Source organism: Peribacillus sp. YIM B13481 (genome assembly GCF_042787985.1).
GTDB classification, from domain to species: Bacteria; Bacillota; Bacilli; order Bacillales; family DSM-1321; genus Peribacillus; species Peribacillus simplex_A.
Genome location: NZ_JBHZPE010000020.1, coordinates 1 through 20,111, shown reverse-complemented (window position 1 = coordinate 20,111; position 20,111 = coordinate 1). Strand labels below are relative to the sequence as shown.

Sequence of the window (20,111 nt, the reverse complement as noted above, 5' to 3'; positions counted from 1 at the left end):
ATAGACATATAGAATATAGTGATTAAAAGAGTCATTATTATATTTTATTAATAATGAAAAGGTGGTCAGGCAAATGATGATTTTTGTATCATTTCTTATAGCTATTGTGATTGGAGTCATTATATTGTTAGTTACGTGGTGGTTTAAAAAAATAAACCTTCCCCTATTTGTACGAATTGTACCAGGAGTCTTAACAGTTATAGCTGCTATTATTCTATTTTACATTGGTCTCGTAAACATGAAGGGGCGGCTTATGGGATTCTCTCTGTCTTTTTAATTTGTTTTGCAATTTTATCTTTCATTATGGCAAAAAAGCCATCAAAGGCACGATAAAATTTTTCAACAGAAGAAACCCAAACATTTTGAAAAAAGTTTGGTCAAAATGCTTGGGTTGTTTGTTGCTAGTGAATAATTTTTTATAAAAAAGTTTGTTCAAATAAATGCAAATAACCTTGATAAAAGAACAAAAAGAAAGTGCGCGTTTTGAAAAAGATTGATCAAAACTTGCTCTTAAAATATTCTAACAAACTATTTTTGTATAAATAAGTTTAATCAAGTCGTGACTTTATTTTATATTCAAAATGGGTAATATTACAAAACTAACCTGTGTCATTCAAACTTAAACATCTTCTTTAATAGTAGGAAAACCTAATGGTCTTATATATTCCCATATATGAGTGCATTTCGTTAAAGTATTTCCTATTTCCCCATTAAAAAGCCTAATTTCTCAATTTATTGTAGAGAAATTAGGCTTTTTTTCACTACTCCATTAAAGCGCCTTATAGTTTAATGACTTGATTTACTGATTATATTTTCAATCATTCACTTTGAACTACATAGATATAGTTTTTGTTGCAACTGTTTGTTGAAATGCCTGATCATGCTCAACAATAACCATTGTGGGATTAAATTGTTGAATAAGCTCTTCAATCTGCATACGCGAATAAATATCAATAAAATTTAATGGTTCATCCCATATATATAAATGAGCTTTTTCACATAAACTTTTAGCGATAAGCAGCTTTTTCTTTTGTCCACCAGAATAATGAGATATATCTTTCTCAAATTGAATTCGGTCAAAATCCATCTTACGTAGGATAGATTTAAATAACGTCTCATCAGTCTCATGCTCTTCAATAAAATTTGATAACGATCCTTTCAAATGTGAAGTATCTTGTTGGACATAGGAAATGATGAGTCCTGAGCCTAAATTAACTGAGCCTGTATGCTGTATCGGATGTCCTAGAATTAGTTTTAGGATACTACTTTTCCCACTTCCATTCTTTCCATCAAGTACAATTCGGTCACCTTGTTCAACTATAAAGCTAATTGGCTCATTCACTATTTGGTCATCATACTTAACAGACACATCAGCCAAAACAACCAATTCATTTGACTGGAATTTCAATTGTTCTAATTTTAACGAATCAGTTTTCTCTACATTTTTTAGTAATTTTGACTTTTCTTCAATAACTTTTTGTTTCCTTGATTCAAGGTTCTTCGATCTCTTCATCATCTTGGCCGCTTTATGCCCTACAAAACCTTTGTCCAACTTGGAACCAGAATTCCTTGTCCCGTTTTTAGTGGCTTCCACTTGATGAGACCAACCTTCTGAACGCTTTGAAGACTGTTTTAATCTCCCTATGTCTTTTTGTAGACGCTCATTTGTTGCTTCTTCGTGTTCCTGCTGTCTATCAAAATTTAACTTCCAAGAAGAATAGTTACCACTTTGGACTTCAATGTTTGCTCTATTTATAGATAAGATATGGTCAACGCATCCGTCTAAAAAGATTCTGTCATGTGAAATTAAAATAAATCCTTTTTTCTTCCTTAGATAATCAGAGACCATCTTTCGTGCATCAGTATCTAGATGATTTGTTGGCTCATCAATTAATAGAAATTGACCCTCATTCAAAAACAGTGCAGCAAGCAACACCTTTGTTTGTTCTCCATTTGATAATGTTTTAAATGGTCGGTACATGACCTCGGCATCAACATTTAAATAGGATATTTCACGAAGAAATTCCCAATCTTCTGCTTGGGGACAAATTTCTTCAAGGATTTCATGAGTAAACTTGTTCTTATCTGAAACTGGGTAAGGGAAATAATTAAATTCTACCGAAGAAGTGATTTTCCCACTATACTCATAATTCCCTAATAATAAATTAAAGAATGTCGTTTTTCCTCGTCCGTTTCTACCGATAAATCCTAGTTTCCAATCCGTATCCATTTGAAAGTTTACACCTTCAAAAATATTATCAAAGCTACCTGGATATGAAAAAGTTAAGTCTTGAACTTTTATCATTGACATAATAATTCCTCCTTTATATATCGACACTTTTCATATAAAGTCGGAATATCCATCAATTTATTAATTCCTCCATATAAGTATGATGGATACTAACGACTTATATAGAGCATTACATGTGTAACAATAGTGTCTGAATTACTCATTTTTCTCTCTCCTTTGTTTGTTGGGTTAAAGTTACGGATTAATAAATATCGACTTATCTATAAGAGAATAAAAAAAACCTCCCAATTTATAATTGGAAGGATTAGTCTTTCACTCATACTAAATAAGTCCTTATTAATCATTGGAATCATGATAAATAAAGTATGAACTGATTTATAAAAATGGATAGACCAACCCTATTTTTTTAGTTTGAATATTAATTTCAAATTAAAATATAGATTAGTTAATCATTATTCAACCATCAGTCCTCTCATAATTCTATTTTAAAAATAACATTCTTTTTTACGGTATGCAATATCTGAATCATCTTCACCTAATCCTATATCCAAACTAAAATAATTCTTTATCATAAACTAATTGATCACCATTCCATTTTAATACATCTACTAAAGAACACTCAGCAAGATACCATCGCCAAACTGCTAAACCTTCTTTTTGATTTCCATTCAAAATGTCAATTTCATGATAAGGAACTTCTGCAATATTTTTGAATGAGTTATCATTCCACTGGAAAATTTTAAGTTTACTTCCTAATGCTGCGCCAATTGTAACACCAAATAGATATTCTTTTGTACCATCACCAGTAATATCAGCTAATCCAGAAAAATCCAAATCTACTCCTTTAATTTTTGTTTCCCATATTTTTTCCCACTTATTATTAACCTTCTTTAATACCATTGCTCCATACTGGGAAGGGGAAGGATGTTCTTTTGCTTTAACTTCAAAAGTAACGATTATTTCTTTCCGTCCATCTTGATTAAAGTCATATAGTTGAATTGACTTTGTAGGGAAAGGTTTGTCAGGACTTACAATTAACGAGTTCGACGGTTTAAACTCATTAACAATTTTCATCAGCTCTTTATTCAGTTTTTTGTCAGCTTGAACAATTATCGGAGAAAGGTTTAATACTACGGATGATAGTAAGATAAATAGCATTATTTTCTTCATAATTATGTCCCCTTTATACTTTATCTGGGATTATAGTTCCCTGATATTCCTTTGTATATTAGGCATATATTTAGAAAGCTATGCTTAAATTAACCTGCCCCTTTAGCTCCATAAGAAAAAGAGCGATGTTTTACGATTGATTTGTGACTTATGACAAAATAGGACCATTAGTGAAAGGAGGATCTCTATTAGGTATACCGTTACACTTGTTAAGCCTACTCCAAGGTTCGTATCTATATATATTAATGGGGCTTAATAGGTGGTTATATTCGCTTTAAAGCCAGGTATGCGGTGGGAATAGCAATAGTTATAATACCCTTTTGGTGCTTTGTTCTGCGTGCTGTTCATATTTATAATGAAAAATCAAAGGGAAAAAGCATCAAATATGAATAGTTTAACAAATAACCTTCGATATTGAAGGTTTTTCAGCTCGTAGAATAATGTCCCTTTTAATGAACAGAATCGTTAAATTAAACGATACGGCAGAAGACGCTTAATTGTTTCATTAAACTTTAAAGTGGTAAATATATATTATGAAACTAGCAGGAGGAATAAAAATGAGGGTTCTAGTAAGATGAAAGAAGTGGAGCAGGAATGGAGCAAAGAGACGGCGGAAAGAGCGGAAAAAATGATGAGGAAATTTCAGGAGCTAAAGATTGATCCGCTCGGAATCGGCGGAAAAGTCCGGAGCCATTTTCGGAACTTTGATAAAGAAGCATGGAAAGACCGCTACCCAACCGTTCCTGTTGAATTTTATATGAACGTTCGTATTGTGAACACCGGCATCACCGAATAGAAAGTGACGTCAAAAAAGGGAGCGACCCAAAAGGATCTAAATTCGTCCCCTTGAGACGCTCCTCTTTTTCCCCCCCTTTCAATTTAGTTCAAGTAATTGGACTATATTTTGCAGTAAAAACAAGAAGAATATGTGCTCTAAATAAAGAGCCTAAACATAATATACTAGGCGGTATAACAATGAACGATTCCAAGGAAATGATTGTTCAAATTTTCGAAGAAGTTCTTAGTTATCAGCGATATGCTTCAAAAACTTCTCTAAATAGGACGACTTTCTTCTATTATATATACTCTCCAAACACATCTGATTTCCACAAATGAATCGCATGGCGTTCTTTTTCAAAAACCTTTTCCAAATAAATTTCTATAGTGGATAGCTGCTCATGGCCCAGACTCTTCATAATCTGATAGACATTAACTCCATTTAAGTGAGAAATGATGGCGAAAGCACGCCTACCTAAAGGTATGAGGACCAACGGAAGAAGAACGGAACTTCAAAAAGGGCAATCCACTCTCTTTTATGACTTTTGTTAAGAATTGAGACAAATAAAAGGGAGAGTAGGCACGGCCGGTATTGGTCGTAAAGAGAGGGTCGTCTCCTTCTGCTGCATCTATATCGTCGATGCCTCTAGCGGAACGGAACATTCGAATACTATTCATTCCTTTTCAATAGTATTTGCCTTTTTTTATTCCCTTACCTAGGACCTCTAAAAAATACGTGCTGGTAATGGAATCATATTGAAGATCCTTGACCCGGAGTCTTGTAAACTCTTCATTACGCATGCCTGTCATCGTTAGGATATGAATAATCGAAAAAACGATGGGGTGGTTAATTTCCCTAAAGTAATCAAGTAGCTGAATGACTTCCTTTGGTCCCCAATCCCGTTGGGCCGATCATCTTTACGAACATTGATCTTAAAGAAACCTTCATGAATAGGTTCCGTGATTTATCCTGCTTCGAACAGGAATTTCAAAAAACTCTTAATGATGGTTGTCTTTCTGGATAATGTGGCAACGGAATACGCTCCTTTTGTTAAGACATAGGGGCTTTTTTCTGATAACCATTCCTGATACCTTCGAATGTGCCGGCTAGATAAAGATTTAAAAAGGGAACCCTCCACAACTTTTTCCAAGTCTACATGGATTTCCAATGAATAAGTGGGTAATTGTTCAATAAATTGAAGAAGTTCTCGCTCTTAGGCTTAGACGGTGCGGGTGGACTTTTCATGTTGCAGTTATAAATGCTCTCGCCTTTGAAGAAACCACTGTAGCATGTCTACATCGCTAAAACCTGAAAAAGGATTTTGTCCATTCTTTTCTGTCATATATAATCGTTCTTGTAACGTGGGATTTAACTGTTTTTAATTAAGAGGTGACCTAGTTAATGGGGAAATCAGTAATGCTTGAAGAGTATAACCCAAAGTAGGCCGTTTATATGCTGTTTTTTGATAATGTAGGGTTTTTTCTTATTTAGTAAGCGGACAGATAATTAAAAAACAATTTAAAGAAAATCGGTAATGGTGAAGAGAGTGTGAGGATTTTCACTAAACTGGGCAATTTAGTTAAAAATGATACTTGATTGCACTTGCTAAAAGAACCCACGGAGTTTTAACATAGTTGAGAAAGGTATGGGGCAGTGCCCCTTACTCTTACAAAATCAAGTGAACGTTTTACTTAAGGAGTGGTTATAATGGCACGTGTTTTATTTATTAATGGTGGATCAGAAGGACATATCAATCCAACTATTGGAGTTGTGCATGAGCTTATTTCGCGTGGAGAGGAGGTGGTGTACTTTACGATAGAAGCTTTTCGAGAGCGTATTGAGAAGACCGGAGCTACTGTACGAACATTAGACGGTGAAAAATTTGTAAAAGCCTTTATCTCTGGTGGAAGAAATTATTTACTCGAAAGAATCAACGGTCTTTTGCATACAGCAGATGTCGTGATACCTAGTGTTCTGAAGCAAATCGAAGGAGAACATTTTGATTATATCATCCACGATTCCATGTTTGGATGTGGATATTTACTTGCACAAATACTTAAACTTCCGGCAATTAATTCTTGTACATCTTTTGCGCAGACAAAAGCATCATTCGATAAAATGTTGGAACAACTTTCTAAAAAAATCCCTACAGAAAGAGTTAAACCTATATACGATGAATTTCAAAGCCTGACGGCAATGGTGAAGGAAAAATATGATGTGGTGATCGATTCTCCTTACGAAGTTTTTTGCAATCCTGCACCACTTACAATTATTTATACAACTAGGGAGTTTCAACCTTTCGGAGAAGTATTCAACCAAACTTACAAATTTGTTGGTCCATCAATCTCCACACGATTAAAGCAAGAAAACTTCGAGCTTACTTCAATCAAAGGAAAAAGCCCAATTTACATTTCACTGGGTACTGTCTTTAACCAAGAAATTGATTTCTATAAGCTATGTTTTAAGGCATTCGAGGCCACTGATCATACTGTCTTGATGTCTATCGGGAAAAATGCTCAAATATCTGACTTGGGGGAGATTCCTAGAAACTTCATTGTGAAAAATTATGTTCCACAAACTGAGGTGCTGAAATACACGAAATTATTTATCACTCATGGTGGAATGAACAGTACCAATGAGGGTCTCTACTACGGGGTTCCGCTAATTGTAATTCCGCAAAGTGCGGATCAGCCGATAATTGCCAAGCAAGTTGCCAATATAGGAGCAGGTATTCAATTACAAATGCAAAGTTTGACGGCAACTCAACTTAATGAAGCGGTAGATCATTTGTTAAACCACCCATCCTTCCATAAAGCTGTTTCAAATATTAGTGAATCCTTTCAAAAATCGGGTGGGTATCATCAAGCTGTCGATGAGATTTTCCAATTTAAAAGCCAATATGATATATAAATATAAAGATTTCTCAGCTGCCATTATTGGCGGCTTTTTTTAGTGGTTTCGGCAACTTCTGTTTTTAATTAAGTAATGGAACAGGAACTATTATAAACGCTAGATTGTGCCCACAACGATATGGATCAGAAAAAGAGAATTTGAGGTTCATTAATGAAAATCAGGGAGACTTTGTGAAAGTTTGGCCAAGTGCAGTTTAATCCCTTGTTTTTTGTGGGTAGCGGGGGGAAATCCGAATTGGTATTTATGAATGCAGCATTCGTCCAGGGAATTGCTTGCCAACTTCTTGAATGGTTCCGCAGTGGGCTGCTCTGCATTAAAGACTCTTGAATACCATCCAATTAAGCAAAGATACCCTAAACGGTTATTCCAGTACCTGTCCTGGCAATGGTGGATTCACCAGAGGAGTACGGGCTATCTCAGGTCTTATCATAACAGGAGAGGCAAAGGGCTTATAAAAGTCATGAATTTGGAAGTGAATCCGCGATATGGTTCAAGGATTAGAGAACAATTTCAAGAAGGATGGAATCATTAAGGCTGTGGGTATAAGGTAAAAACATAACACCTGGTTGAAGGCACGTGTTCAAATAATCCCACCTAATGAAATCACGGGAATGGGAGATGATCTTTGTTGAAGGGTATGACGGACAGGGAGACTGTTGCAACCAGGGAATGGTTGAAGAAAAGCAGGTTTATCCAGTAACGATTATAAAGGAAAGAATGGATCGGGGATTAATCCATTATAGAGGCGGCTCTAAGGAAATCGGAATCTCCCAAAGTACCTTGTCCCGGTATAAATTGAAAGAGATTAGTTTAACAAACAGGATTTATTTTATGGTTTATAGAAAGTCATATCAAGGAGGGATATTTAGATGTCAAACCATGAAAACGAAGAAATGCTAACAGGAGGGAATGTCTCTAGGGTTTATCGTTCGGGAGATACTGTGCGACGAGAATTAAAGCCAGATAGTCCCAAAATTCATAAGCTATTAAAGCATTTGGAGAACAAAGGTTTCAGTTATGCCCCAAAGTTGTTAGGTATTGATGAAAAAGGAAGGGGGATATTATCATTTATTGAAGGAGAAGCTGGTAATTATCCTTTAAAAGAATACATGCGGTCTAATGATGTCTTAATAGAAATAGCGAAAATGCTCCGTCTTTATCATGATTCTGTCAGTGATTTTTCATTTGATGATAGCTGGGAATCGATAGATAACACCCCACAACAATTTGAGGTACTATGCCATAATGATTTTGCGATATACAACATTATTTTTAAACATGAAAGACCAATAGGTATTATTGATTTCGATGTTGCTGGACCTGGTCCAAGACTTTGGGACATGGCTTATACTCTTTATAATTGCGTCCCCTTAAGTAGATTTTACCTTTCTGAAACAGGTGAGAGAGTTTATTATAATTCATTACAGCATGCTAACCGTATAAAACAAAGAGTTAGATTGTTTTTTGAATCTTACGGTGAAGGAATAGACGAAGATTATTTGGAAATGGTATTGCTACGATTAGAGGGGTTATGTAAAACAATTACAAAAAAATCCAGTGAAGGTGACATTGCATTTCAAAAGATGATAGATGAAGGGCATCTTGAACATTACCAAAACGATATTAAATTCATTTGTGAACATGGAAAATAGTGGATTTAAGGGTAGGCTTTTGTTGAACTCCCATGAAAATTAAAAAAGCACAAAAAGGGCGCGACAGTCGGTGGTACAACGTGGTCGCCGGAGTCAGACTAACGGATGAGCTCAAAGGCACATAGTTCGACGACCTTCTTCGCCAGCAATTAAAACAGTATCGATATAGATACCAATTTTCATTCTCTGTGGTGAAGCGCTGATTTTTGCGCTTCATGAATGGCTAACGGTGCATTCGTTGAAGATTGAGGGGTCTTTAAGTAAGCTTTTCTTTATGAAACTATAGGGCAAGATACCGAATAAAAATATACATATTAACCACAATTTAGTAAATTAGATTAGAGGAGAAGGGTGGGGAATCATGACAAAATATTTAGGGGTTATTTCGTTTGCTCTAATTATCTTGGTTATTTGTTTTTTTACTGCGAATATAACACAAGTAATTGATCCTGGAGTAACAACTTTTCGTGTATTAATGATATGTGGAATCATTATATCGTTCTCTTTTTCTTTTCTCAGTGAGAAAGGACTTTGGAGAAATCAAAAGAAGCGAAGTACCGAAGGCACCGGCAACTTGACGAATCGTATTATTATTGCTGTTCCATGCGCATTTAACCGTTGTGGCAATGGACTTAAACCAGCAGGCTGTATAGGCATCATCATTAAGGCCATTCCAATGCGACGCCCTGTTGATATGAGAATCAAATAGGTATAACTAGTGGAGTCCGTCAGTTGATAAAATCATAATGAATAAAATAGACCTTTTTTTTATCGAATTGGGGGCTGTTTTAGTCTGATTAGGCAATTCTCTCTTATCTTAATGCAGACTTTTTTACAAAGTGTTGAATAATTCACACTATAAAAATTACCTTATTAAAGGGTAATTTGACAATAGACAATTTCCTAATAACTGTATATTAGTTATCACTTCTTTCGATTTATGTTGATAAAATCGAAGATAATAGACAGAATTTAGATAGTTGTAAACTCCTAATTAATAGGAAAGGTAATTAGATAGACAGACCAATCATTGCAGAACATGTTTTCGTTGACTCCACACATGTAAGGCTAATGAGAATTGCACAAATTTGAAAAGAAAATCGTTTGGAAAGAAATCGATGCTTATCGAGAACATCTTCAAAATGAGATTAACCAGGACTTAAAAAACACGAAAAAAAGCCATTCTTTCAAGAAAAGTTCACTAATGAAGAAGAGAAAGAAATGAAAGAAAGTACAACCGATCCAGATAGTGGATACTACGTCAAAAACGAACGTACAAAACAGTTTGCCTATTCATTCCTTGCTGCCTCAGACGAAACGGTTTTGTAGTCGGCATGATTGTAACACCAGGTAACACACATGATAGTAATATCTTAGAGCCAATAGTTAAAAAGTGATTAGAAGAGTTGGAAAACCCCAGGCTGTTTCCGCAGATACAGCTTATAAAACACCTGCGACTACGAGATACTTATTTGTACTGGAGATAACACCTGCCTTACCATATACACGACCATTCAAAAAGAAGGATTCTTTTAAACATGAATATGTTTACGAAAGAATCCTTTGACTGTTATCTTTGCCGGGCAGGTGAATCGTGAGTACAAATCACCAAAACATATCTGCGCAACGTGCCCTTTTTATTAGCACAATGTACGGATAGTAAAGATCATCAATAAGTTGTTACACGTCCCATTTGGCAAAAATACGTGGAAGTAGCAGATCATCTGCGCCATCACGAAGATATATAGCCAATTTTTGCAAAATGCAAAGAACAATTGAGCGAGTATTCGCGGATGGAAAAGAAAAGAATGGCATGCGTTGGACAACGTTAAGGGGACTTAAAAAATTGTTGATGCAGTCGATGCTAACTTTCGCTGCAATGAATGTAAAGAAGAGAGCCAACTGGACTTGCGAGGCCCAGAAAAGATCTAAATAATGGAGAGGTCAGCTATTTTCTATAACAGCTTCAAATCCAATAAAAAATCAAAAAGGTTTCGGAATGAGAACATTCCGAAACCTTTTGGTCTACAAACTGACACGGGGTTAAACTACCTCGTGTAAAATTACTTTTGTTTCTCTAACGCTATTTTCAACCCTTTTTGATAATATTGCTTCATCATTTCTTCAGGAACCATGCTTCCGCCAGTCCCCCAAATAATATGTGTACCATTGCCCATCTTTTCCGTTAAATGATGCTTCTGTAAATAATCGATGCCCTCTTTACATAATTTACTTGGTCCTATCATGCCTGCTAGTGCTGAAGGTTCTAAATGGAGCCCCTCTGTATCGACTAGTTCTTTTAGCAACTTATACAACTGTTCATCGCTAACCGTATAATTGCCACTTAAAAAAGGTTCCATAGTTTTACCCACAAACCCTGATGGCTTTCCTACAGCAAGTCCATCCGCGTCTGTTACATTATCGATACCAAAATCTTGTACAGAAACTTTATCATGAAGTCCAGTCATTAAACCGAGTAACATACATGGTGAGTGGGTAGGTTCTGCAAAGAAACAGTGAATATGGTCTTGGTACAATAATTTCAAACCAAAAGCTACGCCTCCAGGGCCACCACCTACTCCACATGGAAGGTAAACGAACAAAGGGTGATTTTCATCTATTATTATCTCTAGCTCTTCTAATTGTTTTTTCAATCGAGATGCAGCCACTGCATATCCTAAAAATAAGTCGTGAGAATTTTCATCATCCACAAAATAACATGTTGGGTCACTATCTGCTTGGATTCGGCCTTCCTCTACAGCTTTACTATAATCAGCTTCATATTCAATAACTTTGACATTTTTGCTTCTAAGCAAGTCTTTTTTCCACTGCTTTGCATCAGCTGACATATGAACGGAAACATTAAAACCTAACTTTGCACTGATGATGCCAATACTAAGTCCTAAATTTCCAGTCGAGCCTACTGCGATTGAATATTTTGAGAAAAGGGTCCGGAATCTATCACTATCTAAAATCGAATAATCATCTTGTATTGTTAACAATTGATGTTGAAAAGCTAATTTTTCTGCATGTTTGAGAATTTCATAAATCCCGCCTCTTGCTTTAATAGATCCTGATATAGGAAGGTGACTATCACATTTTAGTAATAATTCTCCTAATATAGGTTGTTGATAATCCTGTTCTAAGGATTGTTTCATGGCAGGAATTCTCACTAAAGGAGATTCTATGATACCGTTCGTTCCTTTTGTTTCAGGGAAAACCCTGGCGATATATGGAGCAAAACGCTTCAACCTTTCCTCTGCATCTTTTACATCTTCTTGAGTAAGGGGGGATTTTTTAATTCCCGTTTGAAATTTTTCGACATTTGGATTCAGCCAAAATACTTCATCCATCGAAATGAGCTTGTTTAGTAAAGGATATTGGTCTTTCCATGTTTGTATTTCTTTGCTTTCAATCTCTTTCATTTGTTTGATCCTCCTCATTTTCTTGTAACAAGTTGCTTTGTAAATTATAATTAAATAAAATTTAATACAGTTTAACACATAATCATCTTTGTGTTAATTTATATTTACTTTATTTAAATGAAATTTAACAACTTGTTAAGGAGTATCGATTATGGAAAATATAGATATTGGTAAGAAAGTTGAAAAATTTAGAAAAGCTAAAGGATTGAGTAGTAGAGAGTTGGCAAAATTAGCTGAAATTACACCTTCAATGTTAAGCCAAATTGAACGAGGTTTGGCGAATCCTTCTATTCAAACCCTAAAGGTTTTAGCTAAAACCCTGAATGTTCCAACTTTTAGTTTTTTACTTGAAGAAATAAATACGGAAGACTTGATCGTTAGATCCAGTAAACGTAAGAAAATGATCATTGATAATTTGTCTTATGAGTTATTGTCACCTGATTTTACGGGTAATTTAGCAACAGCGATTATGAAAGTTCCTTCCAATATTTCTTCGTCAGAAAATCTTCTAGAACATAAAGGAGAGGAAGTAGCATTTATTTTGGAAGGGAAAATTAAGCTGTATTTAGGCGAAGAAGAGTATCTTTTAGAAGCTGGTGATAGTGTGAAAATACCAGCAAATTTGAAACATAAATGGGAAAATAATTTTAGTCAAAATGCTGTTGTATTATTTTCAGTTACCCCACCTGCGTTTTAATGTAAAAAATGTCGAGTGTAATATTTTCCACAAACAGACGCGATTATTGAAAAAGGTTCGCTTTTCTTAATGAACTCCCATGAAAATTAAAAAAGCACAAAATCTAGAAAAAACCACAGCAACAACAAAATAGACCCAATAAAAACGCTTTTTAAAAAAAGGCTGAGCCTTATGAGTGATCTGATTGAGTTTGGTAAATCGTTAAACAAAAACCTCCAATTATAGCGAATTACGTAGAGGCTAGGGCGAAGACCAAAAAAGGATTAATCTCCCATGAGTGCTGCCCTTAAAGGGCGCGACAGTCGATGGTAACGTTGGATCGTTGGAGGCAGACAAACGGATACTTCGCCAGCCATTAAAACATTATCGACATAGAGATCAATTTTCATTCTCTGTGGTGAAGCGCTGATTTTTGCGCTTCATGAATGGCTAACGGAGGTGTTTGTTCTTTAAGAAAAAGTAAAAAAAGTCGATTTCTTAACGTTGAACTGCACCCCAATTGTTAGACACAACTAACAATTGGAGGTGCAGTTTTTTATGGCGAGATTTTCTTCAGAAGAAAAAATACAGGCAGTAAGGCAATATATAGATGGTAATGAAGGAGGACAAACAATTGCTAAATCTATTGGTGTTCATCCGAGTTTACTCCATCAGTGGATTAAACAATTTGACCTTTTTGGTGATGATGCTTTTGAAAAACGCTATACACTCTACCCCGCAAACTAGATGTACTCAATTATATGAACGAACACGGGACGTTTATCAGGAAAACAGCGGCGATTTTTAATATTCCATCTTATGAAACGCTTCGAAAATGGAAAGTTGCTTATGAAACAGAAGGATTTGATGCCCTACAATCGAAGAAAAAGGGGCGTCCATCCATGAAAAATAAAAATAATAAGACATCAAATACTCAAGTACCCGATGAAGGGTCAATAGAGGCTTTACAGGCGGAGAATGAACGTTTACGTATGGAGAATGCCTATTTAAAAAAGTTGAATGCCTTAGTTCAAAACAAGGAAAAATCACCAAACAAGACAAAGCACAAGTAGTCTATGAATTAAGGAATGCATTCCCGGTGAAAGCACTTATACAGCTCGCAGACATTCCGCGTAGCACGTATTACTATTGGGTGAAAAACTTCGGTCGTCCTGATCCAGATGCAGAACTGAAAGTATTGATTAAATCTGTTTTCGATGAACATGAAGGTCGGTTTGGTTACCGTCATATTCGTGATGAACTTAGAAATCGCGGACACCTAGTAAACCACAAAAAGGTACAGCGTATCATGAAAGAACTAGGGCTAAAATGTCTTGTCCGTATGAAAAAATATCGCTCTTACAAAGGAACTGTGGGCAAGATTGCACTAAATATTTTAGATCGCAATTTCAAAGCTGAAAAACCAAATGAGAAATGGGTTACGGATATTACAGAGTTTAAATTATTTGGAGAAAAGCTATATTTATCGCCGATATTGGACTTATTTAATGGAGAAATCATTACGTATACAATCGGTTCAAGACCAACCTACTCACTCATTTCAACGATGTTAGATCAAGCTTTTGAACGTTTAACAGACGACGATACTCTCCTTATTCATTCCGATCAAGGCTTGGCATTATCAAATGAAACAATACCGTAATGCCCTTAGGGAACGTGGCATTACACAAAGTATGTCTCGCAAAGGGAATTGTTACGATAACGCTGTTATGGAAAATTTCTTTGGTATCATGAAATCGGAACTTCTTTATCTAAAAGAATTTGAAAGTGTGGAACACTTTAAACAAGAACTAGCAAAATATATAGAATACTATAATCACAAACGAATCAAGGCAAAATTAAAAGGCATGAGCCCGGTACAATACCGAGTTCATGCCCAACGGGCTGCCTAACGAAATAACCTGTCTAACTTTATGGGGTGCAGTTCACGTAGTGGAGATCGACTTTTTAAGTTGAAAATTCTCTTAACATATAAAGTTTCTGAAATAGGAAATATAGCATTGTCGCTGCCGTTCATAAAAGTATACTTTTACGAATGGGGTATTTTTGATTAAAAACACCTGTTTTGAGCGTTTGTAAAACCACAAAAATCATTTTCGAACGTTCGCTTATTTTTAATATATTTTTTCGAACGAGAAAACAGCTACTGAATTGTTTTATTTCGTTTTTCTTCCTAAAATATCCGCAAATACCCCGATTACAGCGGATTATCCCTGATTAAATGACCTTACTGGCATGTAAGCACCAGATGAAAACGCTTCCTTTCACTATCTCGGCCTTTTCCTTATGAATGTCCTCTCTTCCCTTGAATCTAAATCTCAGCATGTTACGATAAAAAGGTTGAAAAATACGAACAGAATTACGAACAATGAACTTTTAGGGGGCATAATGTTGAGAGATAAAATTGTTGCATTTTTAGGAGCCGGTTCGATGGCAGAGTCGATGATTTCAGGAATTGTGCAGGTTGGGAGCATACCAGCAGAGAGAATTTATGTGACAAATCGCAGTAATCAATTACGACTAAAGGAAATGAATCACGTGTATGGAGTTCATGCGGTCCATCAGGATGCATTGCCATATGAAGAAGTTGATTTCTTTATTTTGGCAATGAAGCCCCAGGGAGCAGCAGATGCTCTCGATGCACTCAAAGAGAAAGTAAGAGTGGATCAAGTTGTGATTTCTGTATTAGCGGGCATTTCCACTGAATTTATGGAAAATCATCTACAGCTTGGACAGCAGGTTGTGCGGTTGATGCCGAATACGTCGAGTATGATCCGGGAGTCGGCAACTGCGTTATGTCCGGGAAGACATACAGGGATGGACAATGTGATAGCAGTGAAAGAACTGCTTGGCTGTATGGGAAAAGTGTTCTTAATTGAGGAAGAGCAAATGGATATTTTTACAGGAATTGCAGGAAGCGGACCTGCATACTTCTATTATTTAATGGAGCATATGGAACACGCTGGCGTTGAAAAGGGTATGGATGAAGCGATGGTCCGTGAGATTGTCGCCCAAACGATTTTAGGCGCAGCCAAGATGATTTTGGTGAACGACGAAGCACCGGCAAGTCTCAGAGAGAAGGTCACTTCACCAAATGGAACGACAGCATACGGACTTGCTGCTTTACGGAAAAATAATGGCGGCAGAGCCATTTCACAGGCGATTCATCAAGCGGCGAAACGTTCGAAAGAGCTGAATGAAGAGATGGCAGTAGCATTGGTGACGTCTTAATCAGAGTTTAAGAATGTAGGTTTAAAGGAGAAAAATCAGGAGGGATAGGATGTTCAAAGAAAAGAAACAGATAAAGAGAGTTGTTATTAAGATTGGAAGCAGTTCACTGACCAGCATGCATGGTGAGCTCAGCCGCAGAAAACTTGAGAAGCTGGCGGATCAGATTGTAGAGCTAAAGGATGCAGGATATGAAACGGTTTTAGTTTCTTCTGGAGCAGTAGCAGCGGGCTATCGTAAGTTAGGGTGCATCAAGCGTCCATCTGCCTTACCTGAAAAGCAGGCAGCAGCTTCCATCGGACAGGGTCTATTAATGGAATCTTACTCAGAACTCTTTTTATCTCACGGATACGTCGCTTCACAGCTGTTAATTACAAGAAGTGATTTTTCCGATGAAACACGCTATGGCAATATGAAAAATACGATGAATGTCTTATTGGAACGCGGAATTATTCCGATTGTAAATGAAAATGATACAGTCACAGTCGATCGATTGAAATTTGGAGACAATGATACGCTGTCTGCTAAGGTGGCCGCGCTGATTGGTGCTGATTTCCTGATTATTTTATCTGATATTGATGGACTTTTTAATGACAATCCGAACAATAATCCAGATGCGAAATTGCTTAAAAAAGTAGATGCCATCACACCTGAAATTGAAGCAGCAGCTGGGGGAACAGGAAGCCCAGTCGGTACAGGCGGCATGAAATCAAAAATTGCAGCCTTTAAAATTGCGATGGCATCCGGCATTCAGTCCTTTTTAGGAAAATCAAGCACAAGGGATATCCTGATGGATGCAGTGAAGGGCACTGCCAGAGGTACGTATTTTGAGCCGAAGCCGAATGCCTTTAACCTTGATAAGAAAAAGCAATGGATTGCGTTTCATTCAGGCCCTGAGGGCAAAATCATCATTTCTCAAAAAGCGAAAACAGCCATAATTGATCAGCAGAGAAATATATATCCAATCGATATTCAGGAAGTGAACGGAAGATTTAACGATGGGGCCGTTGTGACCATCCTTGACGAAGAGGGAGAAGAATTCGGTCTCGGCAGAATCAACTTTTCAACTGAACAGCTGACACAAGAAACTAAAAACGAAACGGCGGCAGCTATTGATCAAGAGACGTTTGTATGTTCTCTCGATTTCTCAATGAAGGTGCCAAGCTAAAAACTTACAGGAGGGGTTTTGATGAGTGTTGCACCGCTTAAACCAATGACGGTGGAAGAACAGGCAATCACAGCGAAAAAAGCAGCGAAAATATTAAGCATGCTGACAACTGAGGAAAAAAATGATGCACTTAGAATTGTAGCGAATGAATTAGAAAAAGAATATGGAATCATTTTGGACGCAAATAAAAAGGACTTGAAAAAAGGAAGAGAAAAAGGGTTTGACCAGGCGTATATGGATCGTCTTGCACTAACTCAAGAAAGAGTCAGTGACTTTGCAGAGGGACTGCGCGAGGTTGCTGGTCTTCCGGATCCAACGGGTGATGTTCTTTCCGACTGGACGCTTGAAAATGGTTTGAAAGTGCAAGAGGTACGCGTTCCCCTTGGTGTCATTGGAATGATTTACGAAGCACGTCCAAATGTAACGGCAGATGCGGCAGGACTTGCATTGAAGTCAGGTAATGCAATTGTGCTGAAAGGAGGATCATCCTCGCTTTCATCCAACAAAATGATTGTTGAAGTGATGCACCGCGCCCTTGAAAAAACAAAGATACCTAAAGAAGCCGTGCAATTCATTGCTTCAACAGACCGTGCGACAACTCAGAAGTTATTTACCATGAAGGAGCATATCGACGTTTTGATTCCTAGAGGCGGTGCTTCTTTAATCAAGGCGGTTGTAGAAAATGCGACGGTTCCGGTCCTTGAAACAGGTGTAGGAAATTGCCACATCTATTTTGATAAAGAAGCTGAGACAGAAAAAGCTTTAAACATAATTATCAATGCCAAGACAGATCGTCCTGCTGTATGCAATGCAGCGGAAACACTTATCGTTCATAAAGATTGGCTGAGTGAAAATAAAGAAATCCTTGCAGAAACGTTAAAGGAATATGGCATTACGATTCACGGTGATCAAGAAGCAGCTGCAGTCTTGCTCAATGTAATCCCTGCAAACGAAGAGGATTGGGCCAACGAATATTTAAGCTTAGATCTTGCAGTTAAAACGGTCAACAGTCTAGATGAAGCCATTGAGCATATTGATCAGTACGGCACAAAGCATTCAGAGGCTATCATTACAGAAAATGATGATACGGCTAAGCGATTCATGCAATTAGTGGATGCAGCCGCAATATACCACAATGCTTCCACTAGATTTACAGATGGAGGAGCACTCGGCTTTGGGGCAGAAATCGGCATCTCAACCCAAAAGCTTCACGCGCGCGGACCGATGGGATTGCCTGCACTGACAACGATTAAATATATGATGAGTGGGAATGGGCAGATTAGGTAAGAAGTCTATTTTCAACAGGACCGATCATCCTTTTTAGTAAGGGTGGTCTTTTTTTGCGGAAATCAGAAAAAAATTCGCAAAAATCCTTTGCTTAAAGGCATAACAGCATCCTTATTTTGAACATTGAGCACGTGTTAGCCGATGCGGGATATGCTTTTAAAGCTGTTTATAGAAGAACAAAAACAATACCGTGAAGATTTGTTGCAATGGTGTGATATCTTATTTATTTTCACTGGGAAAATATAAAACCGAGGTTTTCAAAACTCTTTTACATAAAAAGTTTAGAGGAATGGAAAAAGTCAAATCGCGAATTAAAAGGAAAATTACAGATAGATTTAAAAGTGGATTTCGATGACTATCAGATAGCTAAAAGCCTATATGAGCAGTCGGAACTGCTACACGAAGAATCACAGGGGTATCAAGAAAAGAAGGTGAATCTGGTTTGAGAAAGATACCTGGGGGTTACCCGCTGATCCTGATAGGGGAATAGTAATGCTAAGTAAGGAGGCAAACGATACAGTAGAAGAACTTGATAAAGAATGGATTGAACTCATTCAAATGGTTATTAATTTGGAAATACCGATACAAGAAATAAGAAATTTTGTATCAGACTATAAACGGCAGTAAGTTGATAAAAAAGGGTACCGCGTCCCCCAAAAACGATAAACTGAGCTTATAAGTTACAAGAAAAGTCCAAAATTTCGTACTGGGGATCCTACAAAACTTTAACTTGATGGCAATGTGACGCTACCCATGGCTGTACCCCTAGATAGAAGTATTGATGCATTTTCTGAAGTATTTTCAGACGTCTATTGGAAAGAAAATAAAGCTAAAGAGGTAAACGGATAATGAAGAAATTATTCAAAAACTCTTTAAAGTGGCTTTTATTTACTTTTTTATCAACACTCATCAGCATGCTTTTTACAGGATTATCGACCTTTACTTTGGCTTTTTTTATGAAGTGAGTTTTAGCATTACATTCATATGAAAGAAATACCTTTCATATCGTAGTATTGTAAAAATTAGATAAAAAAAGATTAAGAAATTTTTCTATCTTCCTCTTGTGAAAAAAGAATGTCAAAGTGCTCAATAGTATTAACTACCCCTTTATTTAAAACATTGCCTTCTGATGATAGTAAATACGAAAATGGAACACTAGAGATACCAAGATCTTCTAGGTCTCCTTCTTTTATTAAACTTACCTGAAAATTATTTAAAAAGTACTCGTTTACATAGTTCAGTGCTTCTTCTTTTTAAGCCACCATTAAAATAATAAATTCCTTGTTTGAATACTTTTTTCTCACTAGATCTAATATAGCGTATACACGTTTACATATACTAGAAGTAGATTGGGTGAAAATCAGTACTGTTTCTTTATTAGGAGAATTAATATTTAATTCATTCCCATAAATACTATTAAAAACTTTTGGGTAGGGTAATGGGTACCTATAGGAAAACCATCTTCTGGAGTTAGTATAGTTTCATGGACACATTTTAGTTAAGTCCTTACAATGATTTTTGAGAGGATGTGTCCGTCTTGGA

Annotated in this window: 11 protein-coding genes and 3 pseudogenes; 10 read left to right on the top strand and 4 right to left on the bottom strand. The window is 36.6% G+C overall.

Annotation, left to right across the window (positions count from 1 at the left end):
* Positions 1-832 precede the first annotated feature (832 nt).
* The gene (locus tag ACFX4X_RS13215) at positions 833-2,311 is read right to left on the bottom strand and encodes an Lsa family ABC-F type ribosomal protection protein (protein WP_377384041.1); all 1,479 of its coding nucleotides are present in this window, start codon (positions 2,309-2,311) and stop codon (positions 833-835) included.
* 492 nt (positions 2,312-2,803) lie between these two features.
* Positions 2,804-3,421: a hypothetical protein gene (locus ACFX4X_RS13210; protein ID WP_377384038.1), complete on the bottom strand. Its 618-nt coding sequence runs from the start codon at positions 3,419-3,421 to the stop codon at positions 2,804-2,806.
* Positions 3,422-3,995: 574 nt separating this feature from the next.
* Here ACFX4X_RS13210 and ACFX4X_RS13205 point away from each other — a divergent pair.
* From ACFX4X_RS13205 to ACFX4X_RS13195, 3 genes are all read left to right on the top strand, one after another.
* Complete coding sequence (locus ACFX4X_RS13205) at positions 3,996-4,217, top strand: Ger(x)C family spore germination C-terminal domain-containing protein (RefSeq protein WP_483878237.1); 222 nt, start codon at positions 3,996-3,998, stop codon at positions 4,215-4,217.
* Positions 4,218-5,906: 1,689 nt separating this feature from the next.
* A complete protein-coding gene (locus tag ACFX4X_RS13200) occupies positions 5,907-7,109 on the top strand; it encodes a macrolide family glycosyltransferase (RefSeq protein ID WP_377384033.1) in 1,203 nt (400 codons plus the stop codon).
* An 872-nt stretch (positions 7,110-7,981) separates the two neighbouring features.
* A complete protein-coding gene (locus ACFX4X_RS13195) occupies positions 7,982-8,764 on the top strand; it encodes a phosphotransferase (RefSeq protein WP_377384030.1) in 783 nt (260 codons plus the stop codon).
* A gap of 541 nt (positions 8,765-9,305) precedes the next feature.
* Here ACFX4X_RS13195 and ACFX4X_RS13190 read toward each other — a convergent pair.
* Positions 9,306-9,505, bottom strand: a pseudogene (locus ACFX4X_RS13190) (MFS transporter); the annotation flags it as partial.
* A 291-nt stretch (positions 9,506-9,796) separates the two neighbouring features.
* Here ACFX4X_RS13190 and ACFX4X_RS13185 point away from each other — a divergent pair.
* Positions 9,797-10,700, top strand: a pseudogene (locus ACFX4X_RS13185) (transposase); the annotation flags it as partial.
* A 127-nt stretch (positions 10,701-10,827) separates the two neighbouring features.
* On the opposite strand, the gene ACFX4X_RS13180 reads toward ACFX4X_RS13185, so the two are convergent.
* On the bottom strand, positions 10,828-12,189 hold the full coding sequence (locus tag ACFX4X_RS13180) for a D-serine ammonia-lyase (protein ID WP_377384027.1): 1,362 nt from the start codon (positions 12,187-12,189) through the stop codon (positions 10,828-10,830).
* A 151-nt stretch (positions 12,190-12,340) separates the two neighbouring features.
* Here ACFX4X_RS13180 and ACFX4X_RS13175 point away from each other — a divergent pair, with 151 nt between their 5' ends.
* From ACFX4X_RS13175 to ACFX4X_RS13150, 6 genes and pseudogenes are all read left to right on the top strand, one after another.
* Positions 12,341-12,886, top strand: a complete 546-nt coding sequence (locus ACFX4X_RS13175; protein ID WP_284470701.1) for a helix-turn-helix domain-containing protein — start codon at positions 12,341-12,343, stop codon at positions 12,884-12,886.
* Positions 12,887-13,423: 537 nt separating this feature from the next.
* Positions 13,424-14,778 (top strand): annotated as a pseudogene (locus ACFX4X_RS13170) (IS3 family transposase).
* 496 nt (positions 14,779-15,274) lie between these two features.
* Complete coding sequence (gene proC, locus ACFX4X_RS13165) at positions 15,275-16,117, top strand: pyrroline-5-carboxylate reductase (RefSeq protein WP_377384023.1); 843 nt, start codon at positions 15,275-15,277, stop codon at positions 16,115-16,117.
* 49 nt (positions 16,118-16,166) lie between these two features.
* Complete coding sequence (gene proB, locus ACFX4X_RS13160) at positions 16,167-17,282, top strand: glutamate 5-kinase (protein WP_284470705.1); 1,116 nt, start codon at positions 16,167-16,169, stop codon at positions 17,280-17,282.
* An 18-nt stretch (positions 17,283-17,300) separates the two neighbouring features.
* Complete coding sequence (locus ACFX4X_RS13155) at positions 17,301-18,569, top strand: glutamate-5-semialdehyde dehydrogenase (protein WP_483878259.1); 1,269 nt, start codon at positions 17,301-17,303, stop codon at positions 18,567-18,569.
* A 492-nt stretch (positions 18,570-19,061) separates the two neighbouring features.
* The gene (locus ACFX4X_RS13150) at positions 19,062-19,196 is read left to right on the top strand and encodes a hypothetical protein (RefSeq protein WP_377384016.1); all 135 of its coding nucleotides are present in this window, start codon (positions 19,062-19,064) and stop codon (positions 19,194-19,196) included.
* The last annotated feature ends 915 nt before the right edge of the window (positions 19,197-20,111 follow it).